General features: G+C 38.0%; 12 protein-coding genes, 1 tRNA gene and 1 pseudogene. 5 read left to right on the top strand and 9 right to left on the bottom strand.

Features of this window, described 5'->3' with window-relative positions:
• Positions 1-50: 50 nt before the first annotated feature.
• From metA to FHX64_RS06205, 6 genes are all read right to left on the bottom strand, one after another.
• A complete protein-coding gene (gene metA / locus FHX64_RS06180; RefSeq protein ID WP_183412921.1) occupies positions 51-968 on the bottom strand; it encodes a homoserine O-acetyltransferase MetA in 918 nt (305 codons plus the stop codon).
• A gap of 11 nt (positions 969-979) precedes the next feature.
• Complete coding sequence (gene murI / locus FHX64_RS06185; RefSeq protein WP_183412922.1) at positions 980-1,819, bottom strand: glutamate racemase; 840 nt, start codon at positions 1,817-1,819, stop codon at positions 980-982.
• A gap of 10 nt (positions 1,820-1,829) precedes the next feature.
• Positions 1,830-3,491, bottom strand: a complete 1,662-nt coding sequence (locus FHX64_RS06190; RefSeq protein ID WP_183412923.1) for a dipeptidase — start codon at positions 3,489-3,491, stop codon at positions 1,830-1,832.
• A gap of 86 nt (positions 3,492-3,577) precedes the next feature.
• A complete protein-coding gene (locus FHX64_RS06195; protein ID WP_183412924.1) occupies positions 3,578-4,189 on the bottom strand; it encodes a riboflavin synthase in 612 nt (203 codons plus the stop codon).
• A gap of 224 nt (positions 4,190-4,413) precedes the next feature.
• Positions 4,414-4,671, bottom strand: a complete 258-nt coding sequence (rpsT, locus tag FHX64_RS06200) for a 30S ribosomal protein S20 (RefSeq protein ID WP_183412925.1) — start codon at positions 4,669-4,671, stop codon at positions 4,414-4,416.
• A 26-nt stretch (positions 4,672-4,697) separates the two neighbouring features.
• Positions 4,698-4,769 (bottom strand) — tRNA-Glu (locus tag FHX64_RS06205).
• Positions 4,770-5,096: 327 nt separating this feature from the next.
• Here FHX64_RS06205 and lon point away from each other — a divergent pair.
• The 4 genes from lon to FHX64_RS06225 all read left to right on the top strand — a co-directional run bounded on the left by lon (position 5,097) and on the right by FHX64_RS06225 (position 10,905).
• The gene (gene lon, locus FHX64_RS06210) at positions 5,097-7,511 is read left to right on the top strand and encodes an endopeptidase La (RefSeq protein WP_183412926.1); all 2,415 of its coding nucleotides are present in this window, start codon (positions 5,097-5,099) and stop codon (positions 7,509-7,511) included.
• Between the two features lie 180 nt (positions 7,512-7,691).
• Complete coding sequence (locus FHX64_RS06215) at positions 7,692-8,447, top strand: carbohydrate kinase family protein (RefSeq protein ID WP_183412927.1); 756 nt, start codon at positions 7,692-7,694, stop codon at positions 8,445-8,447.
• A 158-nt stretch (positions 8,448-8,605) separates the two neighbouring features.
• Positions 8,606-9,886, top strand: coding sequence for a serine hydroxymethyltransferase (gene glyA, locus FHX64_RS06220; RefSeq protein WP_183412928.1), 1,281 nt, complete (start codon positions 8,606-8,608; stop codon positions 9,884-9,886).
• Positions 9,887-9,957: 71 nt separating this feature from the next.
• Entirely contained in the window at positions 9,958-10,905 is a 948-nt protein-coding gene (locus FHX64_RS06225) for a PhoH family protein (protein WP_183412929.1), read from the top strand.
• 39 nt (positions 10,906-10,944) lie between these two features.
• Here FHX64_RS06225 and FHX64_RS06230 read toward each other — a convergent pair whose 3' ends face one another.
• The 3 genes and pseudogenes from FHX64_RS06230 to FHX64_RS06240 all read right to left on the bottom strand — a co-directional run.
• Positions 10,945-13,179: a RelA/SpoT family protein gene (locus FHX64_RS06230; RefSeq protein WP_425487964.1), complete on the bottom strand. Its 2,235-nt coding sequence runs from the start codon at positions 13,177-13,179 to the stop codon at positions 10,945-10,947.
• Positions 13,180-13,220: 41 nt separating this feature from the next.
• Positions 13,221-13,982 carry an LPS export ABC transporter ATP-binding protein gene (gene lptB, locus FHX64_RS06235; RefSeq protein ID WP_183412931.1) on the bottom strand — a complete coding sequence of 254 codons (762 nt, stop codon included), beginning with the start codon at positions 13,980-13,982 and terminating at the stop codon, positions 13,221-13,223.
• A gap of 366 nt (positions 13,983-14,348) precedes the next feature.
• Positions 14,349-16,085 (bottom strand): annotated as a pseudogene (locus FHX64_RS06240) (TonB-dependent receptor domain-containing protein); the annotation flags it as partial.
• Between the two features lie 175 nt (positions 16,086-16,260).
• Here FHX64_RS06240 and FHX64_RS06245 point away from each other — a divergent pair.
• Positions 16,261-17,535, top strand: a complete 1,275-nt coding sequence (locus FHX64_RS06245) for an IS4 family transposase (protein WP_183411908.1) — start codon at positions 16,261-16,263, stop codon at positions 17,533-17,535.
• Positions 17,536-17,557 lie beyond the last annotated feature (22 nt).

The raw sequence follows: 17,557 nt of genomic DNA on the forward strand, positions 1-17,557 counted from the left end.
GTATTTTTGTTCAATAAACCTGTAACGGTTTTTTAGGACTAGTCACTTGTCTACTGAATATCTTCTCTATTAAACGGAGTCATCTGATAGACAAAATAATTCAACCAATTTGTAAATAGCAGATTGGCATGTCCCCGCCACCTAACTAAAGGGGGATTTTCAGGATTATCATCTCTGTAATAATGACGAGGTAATTCAATGGAAAGACCTTTTGCCACATCCCTTTGATATTCCTGATCAAGCGTATCAGGGGCATATTCAGCATGCCCTGTAATAAAAAATTCTCGGCCATTACGGGCCATAACCATGTACACACCGGCTTCGTCCGATTCAGATAATATAGTTAGTTCCGGCTTTGAAATAATATCATCCCGCTTAATTTCAGTGTGGCGACTGTGTGGAACATAGAAAGTCTCATCAAATCCTCTAAAAATTGGATTTAAAGGTTCATTCAACGAATGTTCAAACACTCCAAACATTTTTTCCGACAAAATATATTTAGGAATATCATAGAAATAATGCAGGCCAGCCTGAGCTGCCCAGCAAATGTAAAAAGTCGATGTTACATGTGTCCTAGCCCAAGAAAAGATTTCTGTCAATTCACTCCAATAGTTTACTTCCTCAAAATCAAGCATTTCAACAGGAGCGCCTGTAATAATCATGCCATCATACTTGCCATTACGAATAGAATTGAACGTTTTGTAAAACATCGTCATATGTTCCATTGGTGTATTTTTGGAAATATGACTTTTCATTTTTAAAAAATCAATTTCGACCTGAAGTGGCGTATTGGACAACAATCGAATCAAATCAGTCTCCGTTGTGATTTTAATCGGCATTAAGTTCAGAATCACGATTTTCAAAGGACGGATATCTTGGGTTAATGCACGCGAAGCATCCATCACAAAAATATTTTCGTGCTTCAATTGTTCAACGGCAGGTAATTTATCAGGAATATTAACAGGCATAATGATCAGTTTTATACCACAACATGAGTGGCAATAACAGGTTCATTTATAAACAAAGATGCCGAAGCAGCGAATTTTTCTTCTGATTCGGTCGTCAAAAAATGACATGATCCATTCTTTGCACAGCGTTGCTCCATATCAGGATGTCGATATAAATAATCGGACAAGCGGTCAGCCACAATTTTTCCCTGTACAATTAACGACACATGAGAAGGAGTAAATTGCCGTATCTTATTCAATAGTAAAGGGTAGTGCGTACATCCCAATACCAGTGTATCAATTTCAGGATCAACAGAAAATAAATGATTCAAATGTTTTTCAACAAAGTAATCAGCACCCGGAGAATCATATTCTCCATTTTCGACCAAAGGTACCCACATGGGACAAGCTTCTCCCGTAACAATTATATCCTGAAATAATTTGGCTATTTCCATCGGATAAGAAAGCGACTGGATAGTTCCTGTTGTACCAACTAAACCCACATGGCGTGTTTTTGTCAAGGTTCCGATAGCTTCTGCTGTTGGACGAATAACACCTAACACGCGCCTGTCAGGATCAATATTGGGTAAATCATTTTGTTGAATTGTACGTAAAGCCTTAGCAGAAGCTGTATTACAAGCCAACAGCACAAGCCTGCAATTCAGGCTGAATAACTTCTTTACACATTCCAGAGTATATTGATATACTACTTCAAATGAACGTGTTCCGTAAGGAGTTCGTGCATTATCTCCCAAATATAGATAGTCGTATTGTGGCATCTGCTCCCGTATAGCATTCAATATCGTCAATCCGCCATATCCGGAATCGAAGATACCAATAGGGCCTGTTGCTGAATTAGATCGTGTTACCATCTTTGCGATATCACTGTTTTCGATTATCCAACTCTGCCTGGGTTTTCACACGAAACTCATCAGGATTGGCTTGAATAATCTGGCGTTTAAAATCATCCGGATAACCCGGTCTGTCAATTGTAGGAGGAATGCCTGCGGCATTTTGTACAAACTTTCCGTCTTTTTCAACCTTAATATTGCCATCCATATATTTCACCATCAGATACTCTCCCAGCTTTTTCCAGGCATGAGTAACAGCCTCAGCTTGATCATCACTAAACTCAGTGAGAAAATCGCAGGCAGCTGTTGTATCTGTTTCCATTAAATAAGCAGCTGCTTTATCAACAGCAGGAGTTAAAATGGTAAATTTATTTTCCCACTTGGATTGTTCTTTATTAATATCCTGGATCATATAACAATATTTGCTATATGCCATATTAGAAACCCAATTGAAAATCCAAAATGCTGATGTCCATGAAAATTTCAATAAACTTCCATTGGTTGGAGAAAAACATTCAGGAACTTTATTAATTCCGCAATACATTGGCACGTATTCCGAACAAGCAGCATCGTCCACTCCAAACCAAAGAATTCCCCCTACAGGATCAGGTAACCATCGACGCATTTCCGCCACAAAGGTAAAACCTGTTTGATAAGTTGCAGTTGGCCGTTCATGTAAATATTCTTTCCCGTTATATGTCCATACTAATGGACTGCATCGTAAAGGCGAACCAAAAGGGCCAGCCCCTACTCCCTTTGTGATATCAAATTCAGTACCTTCAAAACGGTCACGCATGTCAAGCATTAGTTCATGTAATGTTACTTTATGTGAAGGTTTGATCCACAATGGCATACGCTCTTTTGTTTCACCTTTCACATAGGTAATATATTTATTCATTGTGGTATCCATCTTTCTAAAGAAAGACCATACGCGAGCTTCGCAAGCGCGTAAAGCTACATAATCTAAGGGGGCATATGTATCTGAAAAACTGAAATCTTTATTTGTGCCGTTATAATAACCTTTAGATCGGGCAAACGAGATAACATCAGGTGCGTACAGACAATTTTTTGGATCATCCAACGGGAAAGTGGTAATCCGTGCCTGATTTGCATGTGCCGAAACGCAATCATCAGGAATACGTTCAGCGACCCACACTGCCCCTTTATTTTTGGGCCCTTTACCTATCATTTCGAGGATCCAGACTTCTTCAGGATCTCCAATTGAGAATGATTCACCTTCACTTCCATATCCGTACTCATTTACCAACGAGGCCATTACCTTAATGGCTTCTCTCGCAGTACGTGAACGCTGTAAAGCAATATACATGAGACTGCCATAATCCAGTACAGCTGTTGTATCAACTAATTCAGGCCTTCCACCAAAAGTAGTTTCGGCAATCGTAACTTGATATTGATTCATATTTCCTACCACAGAATACGTATGCTCAGCTTGCTTGATCTGGCCACGGTAGTTTCCTGTATCCCAATCGTAAATATCCATCATAGCACCTTTAGGATAATTGGCAGCAGGACGATAATAAAGCGCTCCAAACAAGAAATATGAATCGGCATTATAAGTTATATAAGCAGCTCCAGTTGCACTGGCATCTTTACCGACTAAAAAGTTAGTACATGCATAGGGGCGCGAAACAATAACGGTTAATAATAAAATGAGAAAGAAGAATTTTTTCATGCATATTCTGGTTAGATCACTTTTACACAAGAGCAATGCATTTGACTAGTGGAAAACAGACAATATTACAACATTTACGAAAAACATTATGCCTTATGACGATCGCCTATCAAACGACTGATATATTTACCAATGATGTCGAACTCTAAATTTACTACAGAGCCAACGGTAATCTGATTAAAGTTGGTATGCTCGTAAGTGTACGGAATAATTGCAATTGAAAAGCTATTGGGTTTTGAATGTACCACTGTCAGACTCACCCCGTTAACAGCAACAGAACCTTTCTCCACAGTTACGTAACCTTGTGCTTTCATTTGTGAAGTTGTTTTATAACTAAATGTGTAATACCAACTTCCATTTGCCAACTGCACATCTGTACACATAGCAGTCTGATCCACATGGCCTTGCACAATATGTCCATCTAATCGTCCATTCATTAGCATGCTACGTTCCAAATTCACTTTGCTTCCAATTTGCAAAAGTCCTAAATTAGATTTGTCCAAAGTCTCTTGTATGGCAGTGACAGTATATATATCATTTTTGATATCAATCACTGTTAAGCAAACTCCATTGTGAGCAATGCTCTGATCAATTTTGAGCTCATTCGTAAACGAACAACGTAATGAAATGTTCAAATTGCTATTGTCATAGCTTAATGCGACTACCTCAGCCGCTTCTTCAATAATACCAGAAAACATTTTCGTATGAATTTGTGGTTAGATATTCAAATATGCATTTAACATGAGAAATCCATTAAAAATCTGTAATATTGCAGATTATATTCTCATTCATTTTTCATATTGTAACTAAAAAAGAGGTACAAATGTATGAAAAGAGAGCTGAATAGGCAAATTTAAAACAACAATCTCTTCTGTCACTTTATGCAACAGAAGAGATTGTAAATGTGAAATTAAAAACCAATTTATTTCGCCAATTTATTGACGTGCAAAGCTAATTTCGATTTTAGATTATTCGCTTTGTTTTTGTGGATCATGTTGCGTTTAGCCAATTTGTCAAGCATAGAAGCAACTTTTGGCAACATCGCAGCTGCTTCAGCAGGTTCTTTAACACTACGTAAAGCCCGTACAGCATTGCGCGCCGTCTTAGCGTAATAACGATTGTGTAACCTTTTTTTTGCTGTTTGACGAATTCTTTTTACGGATGATTTGTGATTTGCCATAATGTATTTCAATAATGTACGTTTTGTAGCCCATAGGGGAATCGAACCCCTCTTTCAAGAATGAAAATCTTGCGTCCTAACCGATAGACGAATGGGCCAAATCGCTTTTTCAAAAGCGGTGCAAAGATAAGGCGCATATTTGAAACTACAAAATAAGTCGAAGACTTTTTCTCGAATCTTTTTAGCATGCTCATGTCCCCGTTTTTCTGCTTATTAGGTAAAGAACGTCAGAAAGGGCGGATAAGCGCTCATGGCATAGCAATTGTTAACGGATAGTGCTTTCCCGGTTTATATGTATTATCTTGCATATGGAATTGGATAAACACGTGATTAATAGATATTCCTTCATTCCGCAAAGGAAGATGGAAAGAAAGCAGCCAATGACACAGACTGACAAAATGACAACACAAAACTAATCTTTTGACATGGACATTCTACTAAATAAAATTTTGAGTAATGATTCAGATGAATCAACGGGCTATCTTTCGATTGTTGCAGACAATAGTGAATCGGAAAGTATAAATCTATCTCAAGATGAGCTAATTCCGGTTCTACCATTGCGCAACATGGTCATGTTTCCCAATGTAGTGCTTCCTATCGCCGTAAGCCGCAATAAGTCGCTGCGCTTAATCCGGGAAGTATATAAGAACAATGGCGTATTGGCAGCAACTACTCAGAAAGACATTAAGGTAGATGATCCTGGCTTATCAGATTTGTATCCCATTGGAACAATCGCTCGTATTGTTCGCATTTTAGAAATGCCGGATAACTCAACTACTGTTTTACTTCAGGGAATTACACGTTTTGAATTACTGGAAATAACTAGTAAAACTCCTTTTCATCAAGGATTTATCAAAACGATGACAGATCAAATTCCTAATGAAGATAACCGCGTTTTTGTTGCATTAATAGAAGCAATTAAAGATCTGGCAATCAAAATCATTCAAAATTCAGGAACAATTCCACCAGAAACGACATTTGCAATCCGAAACATTGACAACCCGGAACAACTGATCAACTATATAACTGGTAATTTTGCGCTGAAAGTTACTGAAAAGCAAAGACTACTTGAAATAGATGATCTAGAAGAAAGAGGGTACCAACTATTGGAGATTTTGAACAAAGAATCCCAATTGCTTGAAATTAAAGCGAGTATTCAGTCAAAAGCGCGTGAAGACATTGATCAGCAACAACGTGAATACTTTTTACAACAACAAATGAAAACCATTCAAGACGAATTGGGTGGAGGCACTTCAGAACAACAGATCAATGAAATGCGTGAAAAAGCAGCTTTAAAAAAATGGAATAAAGAAGTTGCAGAATTATTTGAAAAGGAATTAAGCAAATTAGAGCGCACGCATCCACATTCTCCTGATTATCCGGTTCAAATGAATTATGTTGAAACGATATTAGAGCTTCCGTGGAACGAATACACAAAAGATAATTTTGATTTAAAACGAGCTAAACGAACACTTGACCGTGATCATTTTGGGTTGGAAAAAGTAAAAGACCGAATTTTAGAACATCTGGCCGTTTTAAAATTAAAAGGTGATCTCAAGTCTCCTATTTTATGCCTTTACGGCCCTCCGGGAGTTGGAAAAACTTCATTAGGAAAATCCATTGCAGAAACATTGAATCGAAAATATATTCGGATTTCATTAGGTGGGTTACACGACGAAGCCGAAATCAGAGGTCATCGCAGGACCTACATTGGCGCCATGCCGGGACGAATTATTCAAAATATCAAAAAAGCCGGTTCGGCAAATCCTGTCATAGTACTGGACGAAATTGACAAAGTCAACTCAGATTTCAAAGGTGATCCCTCTTCAGCCCTACTTGAAGTGTTGGATCCAGAACAAAATTCAACATTTCACGACAATTATCTGGATATTGATTTTGATCTTTCGAAAATTTTGTTTATTGCTACGGCAAACACTATACAAACCATTTCGCAACCTTTATTGGATCGGATGGAATTGATTGATGTATCAGGATACATCACAGAAGAAAAAATCGAAATCGCTATACGTCACTTGATTCCGCGCCAACGTGAAAACCATGGATTAACAAAAGAGCAATGTATATTATCCAAAGAAGCAGTACGTGCAATTATTGAATCTTACACACGCGAATCAGGCGTAAGAGAACTGGATCGTAAAATTGCAAAAATAATGCGTCAAATAGCCAAGAAGGTGGCTACCAACGAAACTTACGAAATAGATATTCCTGTTGAAGAACTGAAGAATTACTTAGGAGCTCCATTATTCACTAAGGATTTATATGAAGGGAATGATTATATCGGAGTTGTTACAGGCTTGGCATGGACATCTGTAGGAGGCGAAATTCTTTTCATCGAAACTTCTTTGAGCAAATCAAAAGCGCCAACTCTAACCTTAACTGGCAATTTAGGAAATGTGATGAAAGAATCGGCTATTCTTGCTTTGGAATATATTAAGGCTCATGCAACACAGTTAAATATTGACGAATCTCTATTTGAAACGATGAACGTACATGTGCATGTCCCCGAAGGAGCAATTCCTAAAGATGGCCCATCTGCCGGAATCACAATGGTCACTGCCATGACATCTGCATTTACAGGACACAAAGTAAAAAAAGCATTGGCTATGACCGGCGAAATGACCTTACGAGGGAAAGTATTGCCTGTAGGAGGTATAAAAGAAAAAATATTAGCAGCAAAACGTGCCAATATTAAGGAAGTTATTCTATGCCATGAAAATCAGAAAGATATTGAGGAAATCAAATCATCTTATCTGAAAGGTCTTAAGTTTCACTTTGTCAGCGATATCCGGGAAGTATTAGATATTGCTTTAATCAAATAACAAACTCAGTACGATTCAGTTTAAAAAACAAAAGCTGTTTGGGCAAAATCCAGACAGCTTTTTTTATTGCAACAGAATCTGACTTGCAAATACGGCAGAAATTAATCAACTTTGAACCAACATTCAGGTAATTTATAATTGCCTAGTGAATAACATATAACATCAAATGAAATAGATTTTATGCGTCAATTGGATATTCTTGGTGGTGTTTTCAGGGACTTACTTTTTTATGGTCATATCCACGCCAACAATGTATTGGAAATGATGGGTGGTACAGGATATAATGTTTATACAGGCTTAGCTGCTTTGAATATTGATGCTAAATTTCACGGCGCATCCGGAGATGACTTCCCGGTAAATGACACAACTACTATTATAGGAACGCGTACAGGTATTTTTGTCTGCCGTAATGAAAAAGAAGCACTTGCAGTTCATCGTGGAGCCAATTTGCATGTTACCCCTAAAGCTCTTACATCAAATCTTCTTTTTGCCACATTGGAATGTGGAGGAGACACATTCTTAACATACGCAAAAATGATGAAACAAAAAGGAGGAATGGTCATACTCGATCCGTCGCCTGTTTTTGAATGGGAAGCATCCTTCATTGAATATTGTGATGTACTAATTCCTAACGCAAAAGAATATCAAAGAATAAAAGATATTATTCCAAAAGATAAACCGGTTTTCTTGAAACGAGGAATCAATGGTGGAAGTTATTTCCATTTGGGACGTGAAATCAATCAAACAATCACCAATCAAGGAGAATATCCATTAGGATGTGGGGATGCCTTTGATGTTGCCGTTATTTACGGGTTATTGAATCACTATATGCCAGAAGAAACTGTCAGGTTAGCCGTAAATTTTGGAGAAAAAACCTCTTTTATCCGTGGGAGTTCAAAAGCAGTAGAGCAAGTTGCACGTGATTTTCTGAAATAGAACAAAAAACGCTATCAGATTCTGAAATCAATGGCAATTGGATAGAAAACATTGATAAATCTCAGATTTTACCATTTTAACATGCTCATTTCATATCAAAAAGCTACCTTTGTATTCAAATTAACATCGTTTTTAACCCTTTGATTAATTCCTTTCACATGACACGTGACAATGCTATTTTTTCAATTATCGAGCAGGAACATCAACGCCAACTTAAAGGTATAGAGCTTATTGCATCCGAAAATTTTGTAAGTGATCAGGTTATGCAAGCTATGGGAACATGGCTTACCAATAAATATGCCGAAGGCTATCCTGGACATCGATATTACGGAGGTTGCGAAGTTGTAGATTTAAGTGAACAACTTGCCATCGATCGTATTAAAACACTTTTCAATGCTGAATATGCTAACGTTCAGCCTCACTCAGGTGCACAAGCCAATGCTGCTGTTTTTCTGGCTGTAATGAATCCTGGCGATAAGTTTTTAGGATTAAACCTTGCCCACGGAGGCCATTTATCTCACGGATCGCCTGTCAACAGTTCAGGAATTTTGTATCAACCTCTCGCTTATAATGTTCGCGAAAATACAGGGCGGGTTGATTATGATCAAATGGAAGAAGTAGCATTACGCGAACGTCCAAAATTGATTGTAGGTGGAGCTTCTGCGTATTCTCGCGACTGGGATTATGCCCGGATGCGCGCTATAGCCGACAAAATAGGTGCTTTGTTGATGATCGACATGGCACATCCCGCCGGTTTGATTGCGGCAGGATTGCTTGAGAATCCTCTAAAATATGCCCATATTGTTACCTCTACCACTCATAAAACATTGCGTGGTCCCCGTGGTGGAATTATTCTCATGGGAAAAGATTTTGATAATCCTTGGGGGAAAACAACGCCTAAAGGAGAAATCAAGAAAATGTCTTCATTACTCGATTCTGCTGTGTTCCCTGGAATTCAGGGTGGCCCTCTGGAACATGTCATTGCTGCTAAAGCCGTGGCGTTTTACGAAGCGCTTCAGCCTTCTTTCACAGAGTACCAACAACAAGTTCAGAAAAATGCAGCTGCAATGGCAAACGCATTTCTGGCAAAAGGGTATCATATTATTTCCGGCGGAACAGATAACCATTCCATGTTAATTGATCTGCGCACTAAGTTTCCACAATTAACGGGAAAAGTTGCCGAAAACAGTTTGGTACAAGCAGATATTACGGTGAATAAAAACATGGTTCCATTTGACACCCGTTCCCCTTTCCAGACTTCAGGTATCCGAGTTGGAACACCAGCCATAACAACACGTGGCGCAAAAGAATCTTTTATGGAGGAAATTGTTGAACTGGTTGATCAGGTTTTGAATCACGTAGATGATGAAAATGTATTGACCACTGTTCGCAAAAAAGTAAATGCAATGATGGCAGAATACCCTTTATTTGCATACTGATATTCAAACAACAGAGGAAGGTGTTTTTCAGCTTTTCCTCTGTTGCCTATTCCACCTGAACTCCATCCTTAATGATTGAACGTACAATATTTCTCAATGAATCAGTTGATCCGGTAACTTTTTTCGGCGTCAACAACGTCAATATCCAACTGATAAAAAATCTCTTCCCAAAACTGAAAATTATTGCCCGGGGCAATGTTATCAAAGTATTGGGTGATGCAGAGGTAATGACGGAATTGGAAGAAGCCTTGGTTAAACTTCAGCATTATTGTTCTGAATATAATCAGCTCACGGAAGAGGTCATTATTGATGTCATCAAGGGAATCCCCCCTGTTGAAATAAGACAGGAGAACCTGATTATCCATGGCGTTAATGGGAAAGCCATTTTAGCCCGAACCTCGAATCAACAACTGCTGGTAGAAACATTCGCAAAAAAAGATTTGCTATTTGCTATTGGCCCCGCAGGATCAGGAAAAACGTACACTGCTATAGCATTAGCCGTACGTTCGTTAAAAAACAAAGAAGTTAAACGCATCATTCTCAGTCGTCCAGCTGTAGAAGCTGGGGAAAAGCTCGGCTTTTTGCCAGGAGATATGAAAGAAAAGATTGATCCTTATCTCCAGCCTCTTTATGATGCACTTCAGGACATGTTACCGGGAGCAAAACTTAAAGAATATATGGAATCCGGCGTTATTCAGATTGCTCCTTTAGCTTTTATGAGAGGGAGAACGCTTAATGATGCGGTAGTGATTCTTGATGAAGCGCAAAATACTTCAATCCAGCAAATAAAAATGTTTTTAACGCGAATGGGGCTAAATTGCAAGGTCATTGTCACTGGTGATATCACACAAATCGATCTGCCATATTCTCAAAAATCAGGATTAATCGATGCCTTGCAGGTATTGCATCACGTGCAAGAGATTGCCATCATTGAATTTTCCATCAAAGACATTGTGCGACATCCTCTGGTAAAACTTATCGTGGAAGCTTATGAAAAAAATTATGCTGAAAAAAGCTGATGCCACAACATCGGCAAAGAGGATAATTGAATAAAACCATCAAAGCTCTACTCGTTTCACAGAATTCATTCCATTGATTTTCATTAATTTCAGACAAAGGTTGTTCACATCGTCTGTCCCATGTACATACACATGGAGACTACCTTCGAAAATTCCTGCATCCGTCTGAATATTGATACTTTGAATATTTACAGAATATTCGTCGGTAATGACATTCGTAATTTCCCGCAGCATTCCCATTCGATCTATGCCCTTCATTTCAAGTGTCACAGGAAATGATTTTTCATTACGTGTTGCCCATTCTGCTGAAATAATCCGATCACCTTGGCTAGCTTGTAATTTTAATGCTTCTGGACATTGTCGTTTGTGAACTACAACTATCTCATTATCGTCTACGTATCCCACAATATCATCTCCTGGAATAGGCTGGCAACATTGCGCTATCCGAAAGGATTTACTGGAAGTATCGTCTGATAAATGAAATGTTTTTTTACGATCAACTTTTTTATTTTTTTTAATCAAAGGAACCATTTTATTATCAGAACTACCAAATTGTAAAGTGACAAATTTCTTCAAAAGATTTTTCGGCTTTGCTTTGAAAATTTTCTTCGAAATATCCGTTACATCTATGGTCTTTCTTCCTACCTGGCGATATAATTCGCGTTTATCTCTGATATTATAATAATCCAGTAAGGTTTGAATAACTTCAGGTGTTGGGGTCAAATTTACTTTTTTAAGTTCTTCTTCAATCGTGCGTTGACCGTGATGCGCTGTCACGGTTAATTCCTTTCGCAATGCATTTTCCAGCTTTGTTTTGGCTCGTGAAGTAATTACAAAATTCAACCACTCTGCTATTGGTTTCTGCATTTTTGCAGTTAGTATCTCCACTTGATCGCCACTTTGCAATTGATAATTTAATGGAACTAACTTATGATTCACTTTGGCTCCAATAGCTTTAAAGCCAATATCTGAATGGAGCAAAAATGCAAAATCAAGAGCTGTGGCTCCCTGAGGCAAGGTTTTGATTTCACCTTTTGGAGTAAATACGAACATTTCAGAAGCAAACAGATTCAACTTCACATTGTCCATAAAATCAATAGCACTGGGATTCGGATTCTTCAATTCTTCTTTCAATTCCTTCAGCCACCTATCCAGTTCGGTTTCATCATCCCGTTCTCCTGTCTTATAGCGCCAATGAGCAGCCAATCCACGTTCAGCTATTTCATTCATCTGTACACTTCGTATTTGTACCTCAATCCATTTTCCATGAGGCCCCATCACTGTCACATGCAAAGCTGAGTATCCATTTGCTTTGGGGGTACTAACCCAATCGCGAATGCGTTCAGGATGTGGATGATATAATTGGGTTATCGCAGAATAAATGAGCCAGCATTGCTCTTGTTCTGTGCTGCCATCTTTGGGTTCAAAAACTATTCGTAATGCCAATAAGTCATATACTTCTTCAAACGGAATATTCTTTTTTTGCATTTTATGCCATACAGAATAGACCGATTTAATGCGTTCTATCAACTCAAATTTAAACTCCAGAGCAGCCAGTTTATCTTGAATAGGTATTTTGAATTCTTTGTAGATTTGTTCATTTTCCTTCGCCTGAGCATCTATCAACGATTTAATTTGGGCATATGCTTCAGGATGTTCATACTTGAAACTAAGATTTTCAAGTTCTGTTTTGATGGCAAACAAACCAAGCCGGTTAGCCAAAGGGGCATAAATAAAAAGGGTTTCACCGGCAATTTTGTACTGTTTGGCCTGAGGCATGGAAGCCAGAGTTCGCATATTATGAAGGCGATCGGCAATTTTGATTAAAATTACACGGATATCCTCAGACATAGTCAGCAGTAATTTTCTGAAGTTTTCAGCCTGCTCTGAGGCACGTTCTCCAAAAACACCACCTGAAATCTTTGTCAAACCATCGACAATAATCGCAATACGCTTCCCAAAAAGATTTTCTATATCATCTGTTGTATAATCTGTATCTTCAACAACATCATGGAGTAAGGCCGCACAAATAGAAGTAGAACCAAGCCCAATTTCTTTCACCACAATTCTTGCGACAGCAATTGGGTGCATGATATAAGGCTCTCCCGAACGTCGCCGAATACCTTTGTGTGCCTGATTAGCAAAATGAAACGCCTTTTCAATTAGTTCAACTTTCTGTCGATGGGGAGACTGCTTGTAAATAGAAAGCACCTCATCAAAGGCAGCCTGAATCATTTCCTGATCATGCTGTTCTTGCTGTTCCAATTCTGGTATTGACATAGATTTCAGTGCTAAAAATAAGATTTATGCGAAAATCATTTAATCACAAAAGCGCCTTTTTTTCGTTTGAGTTCAAAATCACGACCCAAATATTTCTCTCTCACCACAGGGTTGTCTGCTAGCTCCTCAGCAGTTCCCTGAAATAAAATTTTCCCTTCAAATAGTAAATATGCCCGATCCGTAATTGACAACGTCTCATCCACATTATGATCGGTAATTAATATGCCTATATTTTTATCTTTAAGATGCCATACGATGTCCTGAATATCTTGGACAGCTATAGGATCAACTCCGGCAAAGGGCTCATCCAGCATGATAAATTTCGGTTCAATAGCCAAACAGCGGGCAATCTCAGTGCGTCGCCGCTCTCCTCCTGACAGTCGATTCCCAATATTTTTTCGCACATGGTTAAGACTAAATTCGCGAATCAGATTTTCCAATTTTGCTTCTTGCTCTTCTTTCGTAAAACTGGTCATCTCAAGCACAGCGCGAATATTATCTTCTACGCTCATTTGGCGAAAAACAGAAGCTTCTTGCGCCAAATATCCAATGCCGGCTTTAGCCCGCTTGTAAACGGGATACTGCGTAATATCAACATCGTTTAGTAAAATTGTCCCCTCGTTCGGAACAATCAAGCCGGTCGTCATGTAAAAGGTAGTTGTCTTTCCTGCGCCATTCGGGCCTAAAAGTCCAACTATTTCCCCTTGTTTTACATTAATCGAAACATGATCAACCACTGTTCGCTTACCATATTTCTTTACTAAGTTTTCAGTTCGCAGCACCATTAAATCTTCCATGCTCTTCTTGAGTTTGTTCAGAAGACAAAAATAACAAATCTTTTCAACGAATTATCTTTCCCAATACGAAATAAAAACACATTTGTTCAAGACATATCTATAGCAAGAGTTACGATCTAGTCTTCATTTGATTTTCTTATGCTTTTTGGTTTTGGAAGATGAAATACCAAATGAAAAACAAAACAATTTTATCATATTCTCCTCTCAAGCAATAAGACTACACTTTCATTTAGTCTTCTATCAATCCAGTACAAATAAAACCTTGTATTCCTCACCTAAGAATGTTATCCTCCCTCTGCCTCAAATTAAAAAAGGCTGTCCAAAAAAATGGGCAACCTCTTTTAATTAAGATATTTAGACTAAATTCTAGAATGTAACTTTCAAGCCAACTTGCAAATGCCAACGGCTTAAGAAATCACTTTTAGCAACGCTGGAGCTTTGATATGAATATGTTGGAATCATATCTCCGTTGGAGTCAGCTGTGAGCTTAGTTACCTTTAATGGCTGTACATTGTACGTAGAAGCATATACTGAACCCCAATTCTTATCTATCAAATTACCAACATTCAAAATATCAAATGTCAATGAAACTTTGCTGCCATTTCCTTTAAGATAGTAGAAATCTTCTGCCAAATGGAGATCTACGTGATTTTCCCATGGAGCGCTGTTTGAATACCGTACTGCGTATTGACCACGGTGATTCTTTGCATAACTATCATTTTCAATCCATGTTTCGAAATTCGTACGATCAGTCGGCGTAGCAAAAGTCATTTTCTGAAGCTCATCTTGTGTCGGTATATACAATAATGAATTCCCTCTATAACCATCACCATTGAAATCGGCGCTTTCATTCATTGTCAAACAATAACGCATACCATTATATCCATTATAAATAAGAGATACAACCGTAGCAAGGCGTCCGTTCATGTACTTTGGAGTAGTATATAAAGCCTGAGCTAACACCCGGTTTGGCACATCAAAAACGGAGTAAGAAAGTTCATTCGGATTATTAGGATCCTTAGAATAATTGTATTTCCAGTTAGAATAAGCAACAGAGCTAGTTCCATCATTTACAGAGTAAGAATGGCCGAAAGTATAGCTTGTCATCAAGTCGAGACCAAAATTAAAACTTTTTTCCAGCTTAGCACTTAATGAATAGGTATATCCTTTGTTCGTATTCTGCAGATTGATAATTGCATAATAACTGCCAGGACTCATTGAGTAGTATGTAGTAGCAGAATTCGCATCATCTGCGCTAACGGCATACACCTTTTTGCCGTTATTAATTAAAGCAAGGTTGTTAAACCATACATTATTCAATGTTTTTGAATATAACCCTTCAAAGGTTCCTTTAATGTCAAAAGGCAGTTTCTGCTCCAACGCAAGGTCAACCCGGAATACTTGTGGATACTTGAAATCCTTAGACACAGTATTAATGGTGGGTTTTGAAGCAGTTCCAGCGGCAGAATTCATTGCTCCTACAGGATTATTAGCGTATGTAGCGAATGACGGAACGTTTTTAGTAATTGTAGTCCCTTTCATTTCGACCCCAGTATTGCTCCAACAGTTAGATAACCATACAAACGGGACACGACCTGTAAAAAGTCCTACACCACCACGAATTAAAGTATTATGGCTGTTGTCTGTATACCAACGGAATCCAAGACGCGGAGATAACATCACCTTCGTTGAAGGAATTTCCCCTACTTTTACACCATATGTAGTTGAATAAGAGCTGGCGTTGAAATCACTGTTTGTTGATGGCTTATTAAAAAACGTAGGAATATCAAAACGCAGTCCATATGTTAAATTCAAATTGTTTGTAACATTCCATTTATCTTGCAGGTAAAAACCAAGTAGGCCAGCTTTCACGGTTGCTGCCCATTGGTAACTTCCAGTCAGATTATAATCTGAATAGTTATATACAAACTGATATGCGTTATCATTTATAAAATCATTCAATGAATTATAATAATATGCTCCGTTACTTGCTTGAATAAAGAGGTTGTACATACGATAGAATTCATTGTGAGTACCAAATGTAAAAGTATGATCACCATTATACCAAGAAAGGTTATCTTCTACAGTATATATATCAATGTCGTTTAATTAAGAATACCCATCTTAGAGTCTGACAGGAAATGAATTACCTCAAAGAAAAAGTTGTTTGTATTTTGTAGTGTGAGAATTTCTTCGTATTTTTAAACCATATATTAATGGGGGTAACCCAAGTACTAATCAAAAAGCGGATTACCGTGGAAATGTATCTAAAAACATAGTGTATGAACTTGATAACGAAGAGTTTAGGGGACGCTCACGAGGTGTCCTTAAAAAAGTATTTACACGAGATAGAGTACTGACATTCAAAAATTTAATTGTATTGATCATAACATTTAAGTCATCCATACAACGAGAATTAGACGGTTTTTTCAAAGCGGTTAATCAATCGGATTTTAATATTCGAGCCGTAACAAAAGGTGCTTTTTCGACAGCTCGTTCCAAATTGGATCCATGGGCTTTTGAACGACTGAATGAAGTTGCTGTGAATACTTTTTATGATGAAGCGCCCTATTATTTATGGGAAGAGCATCGGGTGTTAGCTGTCGATGGAACGCGTTTGGTGCTGCCGAATCACCCAAGTGTGGTAGAGGAATTTGGGGTGCATGAATTTGGTCCCAAAGCAGATAGCCCACGTTCATTGGCTTTGGGATCGGTGCTGTATGATGTTTTGAACAAGGTTACTATTGAAGGGCAATTAGCACCTTATTCAAGCAGCGAAAACAGTTTATTAATGAAGCATTTATCCAAAGTCAAAAAAGGAGATTTATTGCTACTTGATCGGGGCTATCCAAGTTTCTGGTTGTTGTTTTTACTTCAGGCCGAGGGGATTGAATTTTGTGTTCGCTTGAAAGAGGATTGGTGGTTAAAGGTAAAAGATTTTACCGAAAGTGAAGAAAAAGAAAGGATCGTAACTTTTACCTTGCCAAAAAAAGACAGAAAGAAGTTGGCTGAATATCCCCACATGCAAGATACAACGATCACCTGCCGTTTAGTAAAAATAGGTTTGCCGGATGGAAGCAAAGAGATATTGTGTACCTCTTTGATAGATGCAGAAAAATATAAATACGAAGATTTTGATGAATTGTATCATCTTCGCTGGGGAGTAGAAGAAGCATATAAGTTGCTAAAAAGCAGAATAGAATTAGAAGATTTCTCAGGTAAAACAGCCATAGCGGTAAGGCAAGATTTTCATGCAAAAATCTTTTTAATGAGTCTTTGTGCTATTTACGCGCATCCCATTGACGAAAAAGTAAGAGAAGAATACAAGGCTGATGAACAAAGAAAATACAATCAACAGATTAATCAAACAAATGCTTTATCAATGACTCAAAATATTCTGATACCACTACTGCTTAAACAACAATTTGAAAAAGCAATGCAGGCATTCGATTCAGTGGTTGAAAAAACCAGAGAAGTCATCCGTCCGGGACGTAGTAACGAACGAAAGAAAAAGCCCAAAAAACTTTACTCCATGAATTACAAAAGATTATAGCTTCACCTTAATTAAACGACAT

This window comes from Microbacter margulisiae (assembly GCF_014192515.1).
Taxonomy (GTDB): domain Bacteria; phylum Bacteroidota; class Bacteroidia; order Bacteroidales; family Paludibacteraceae; genus Microbacter; species Microbacter margulisiae.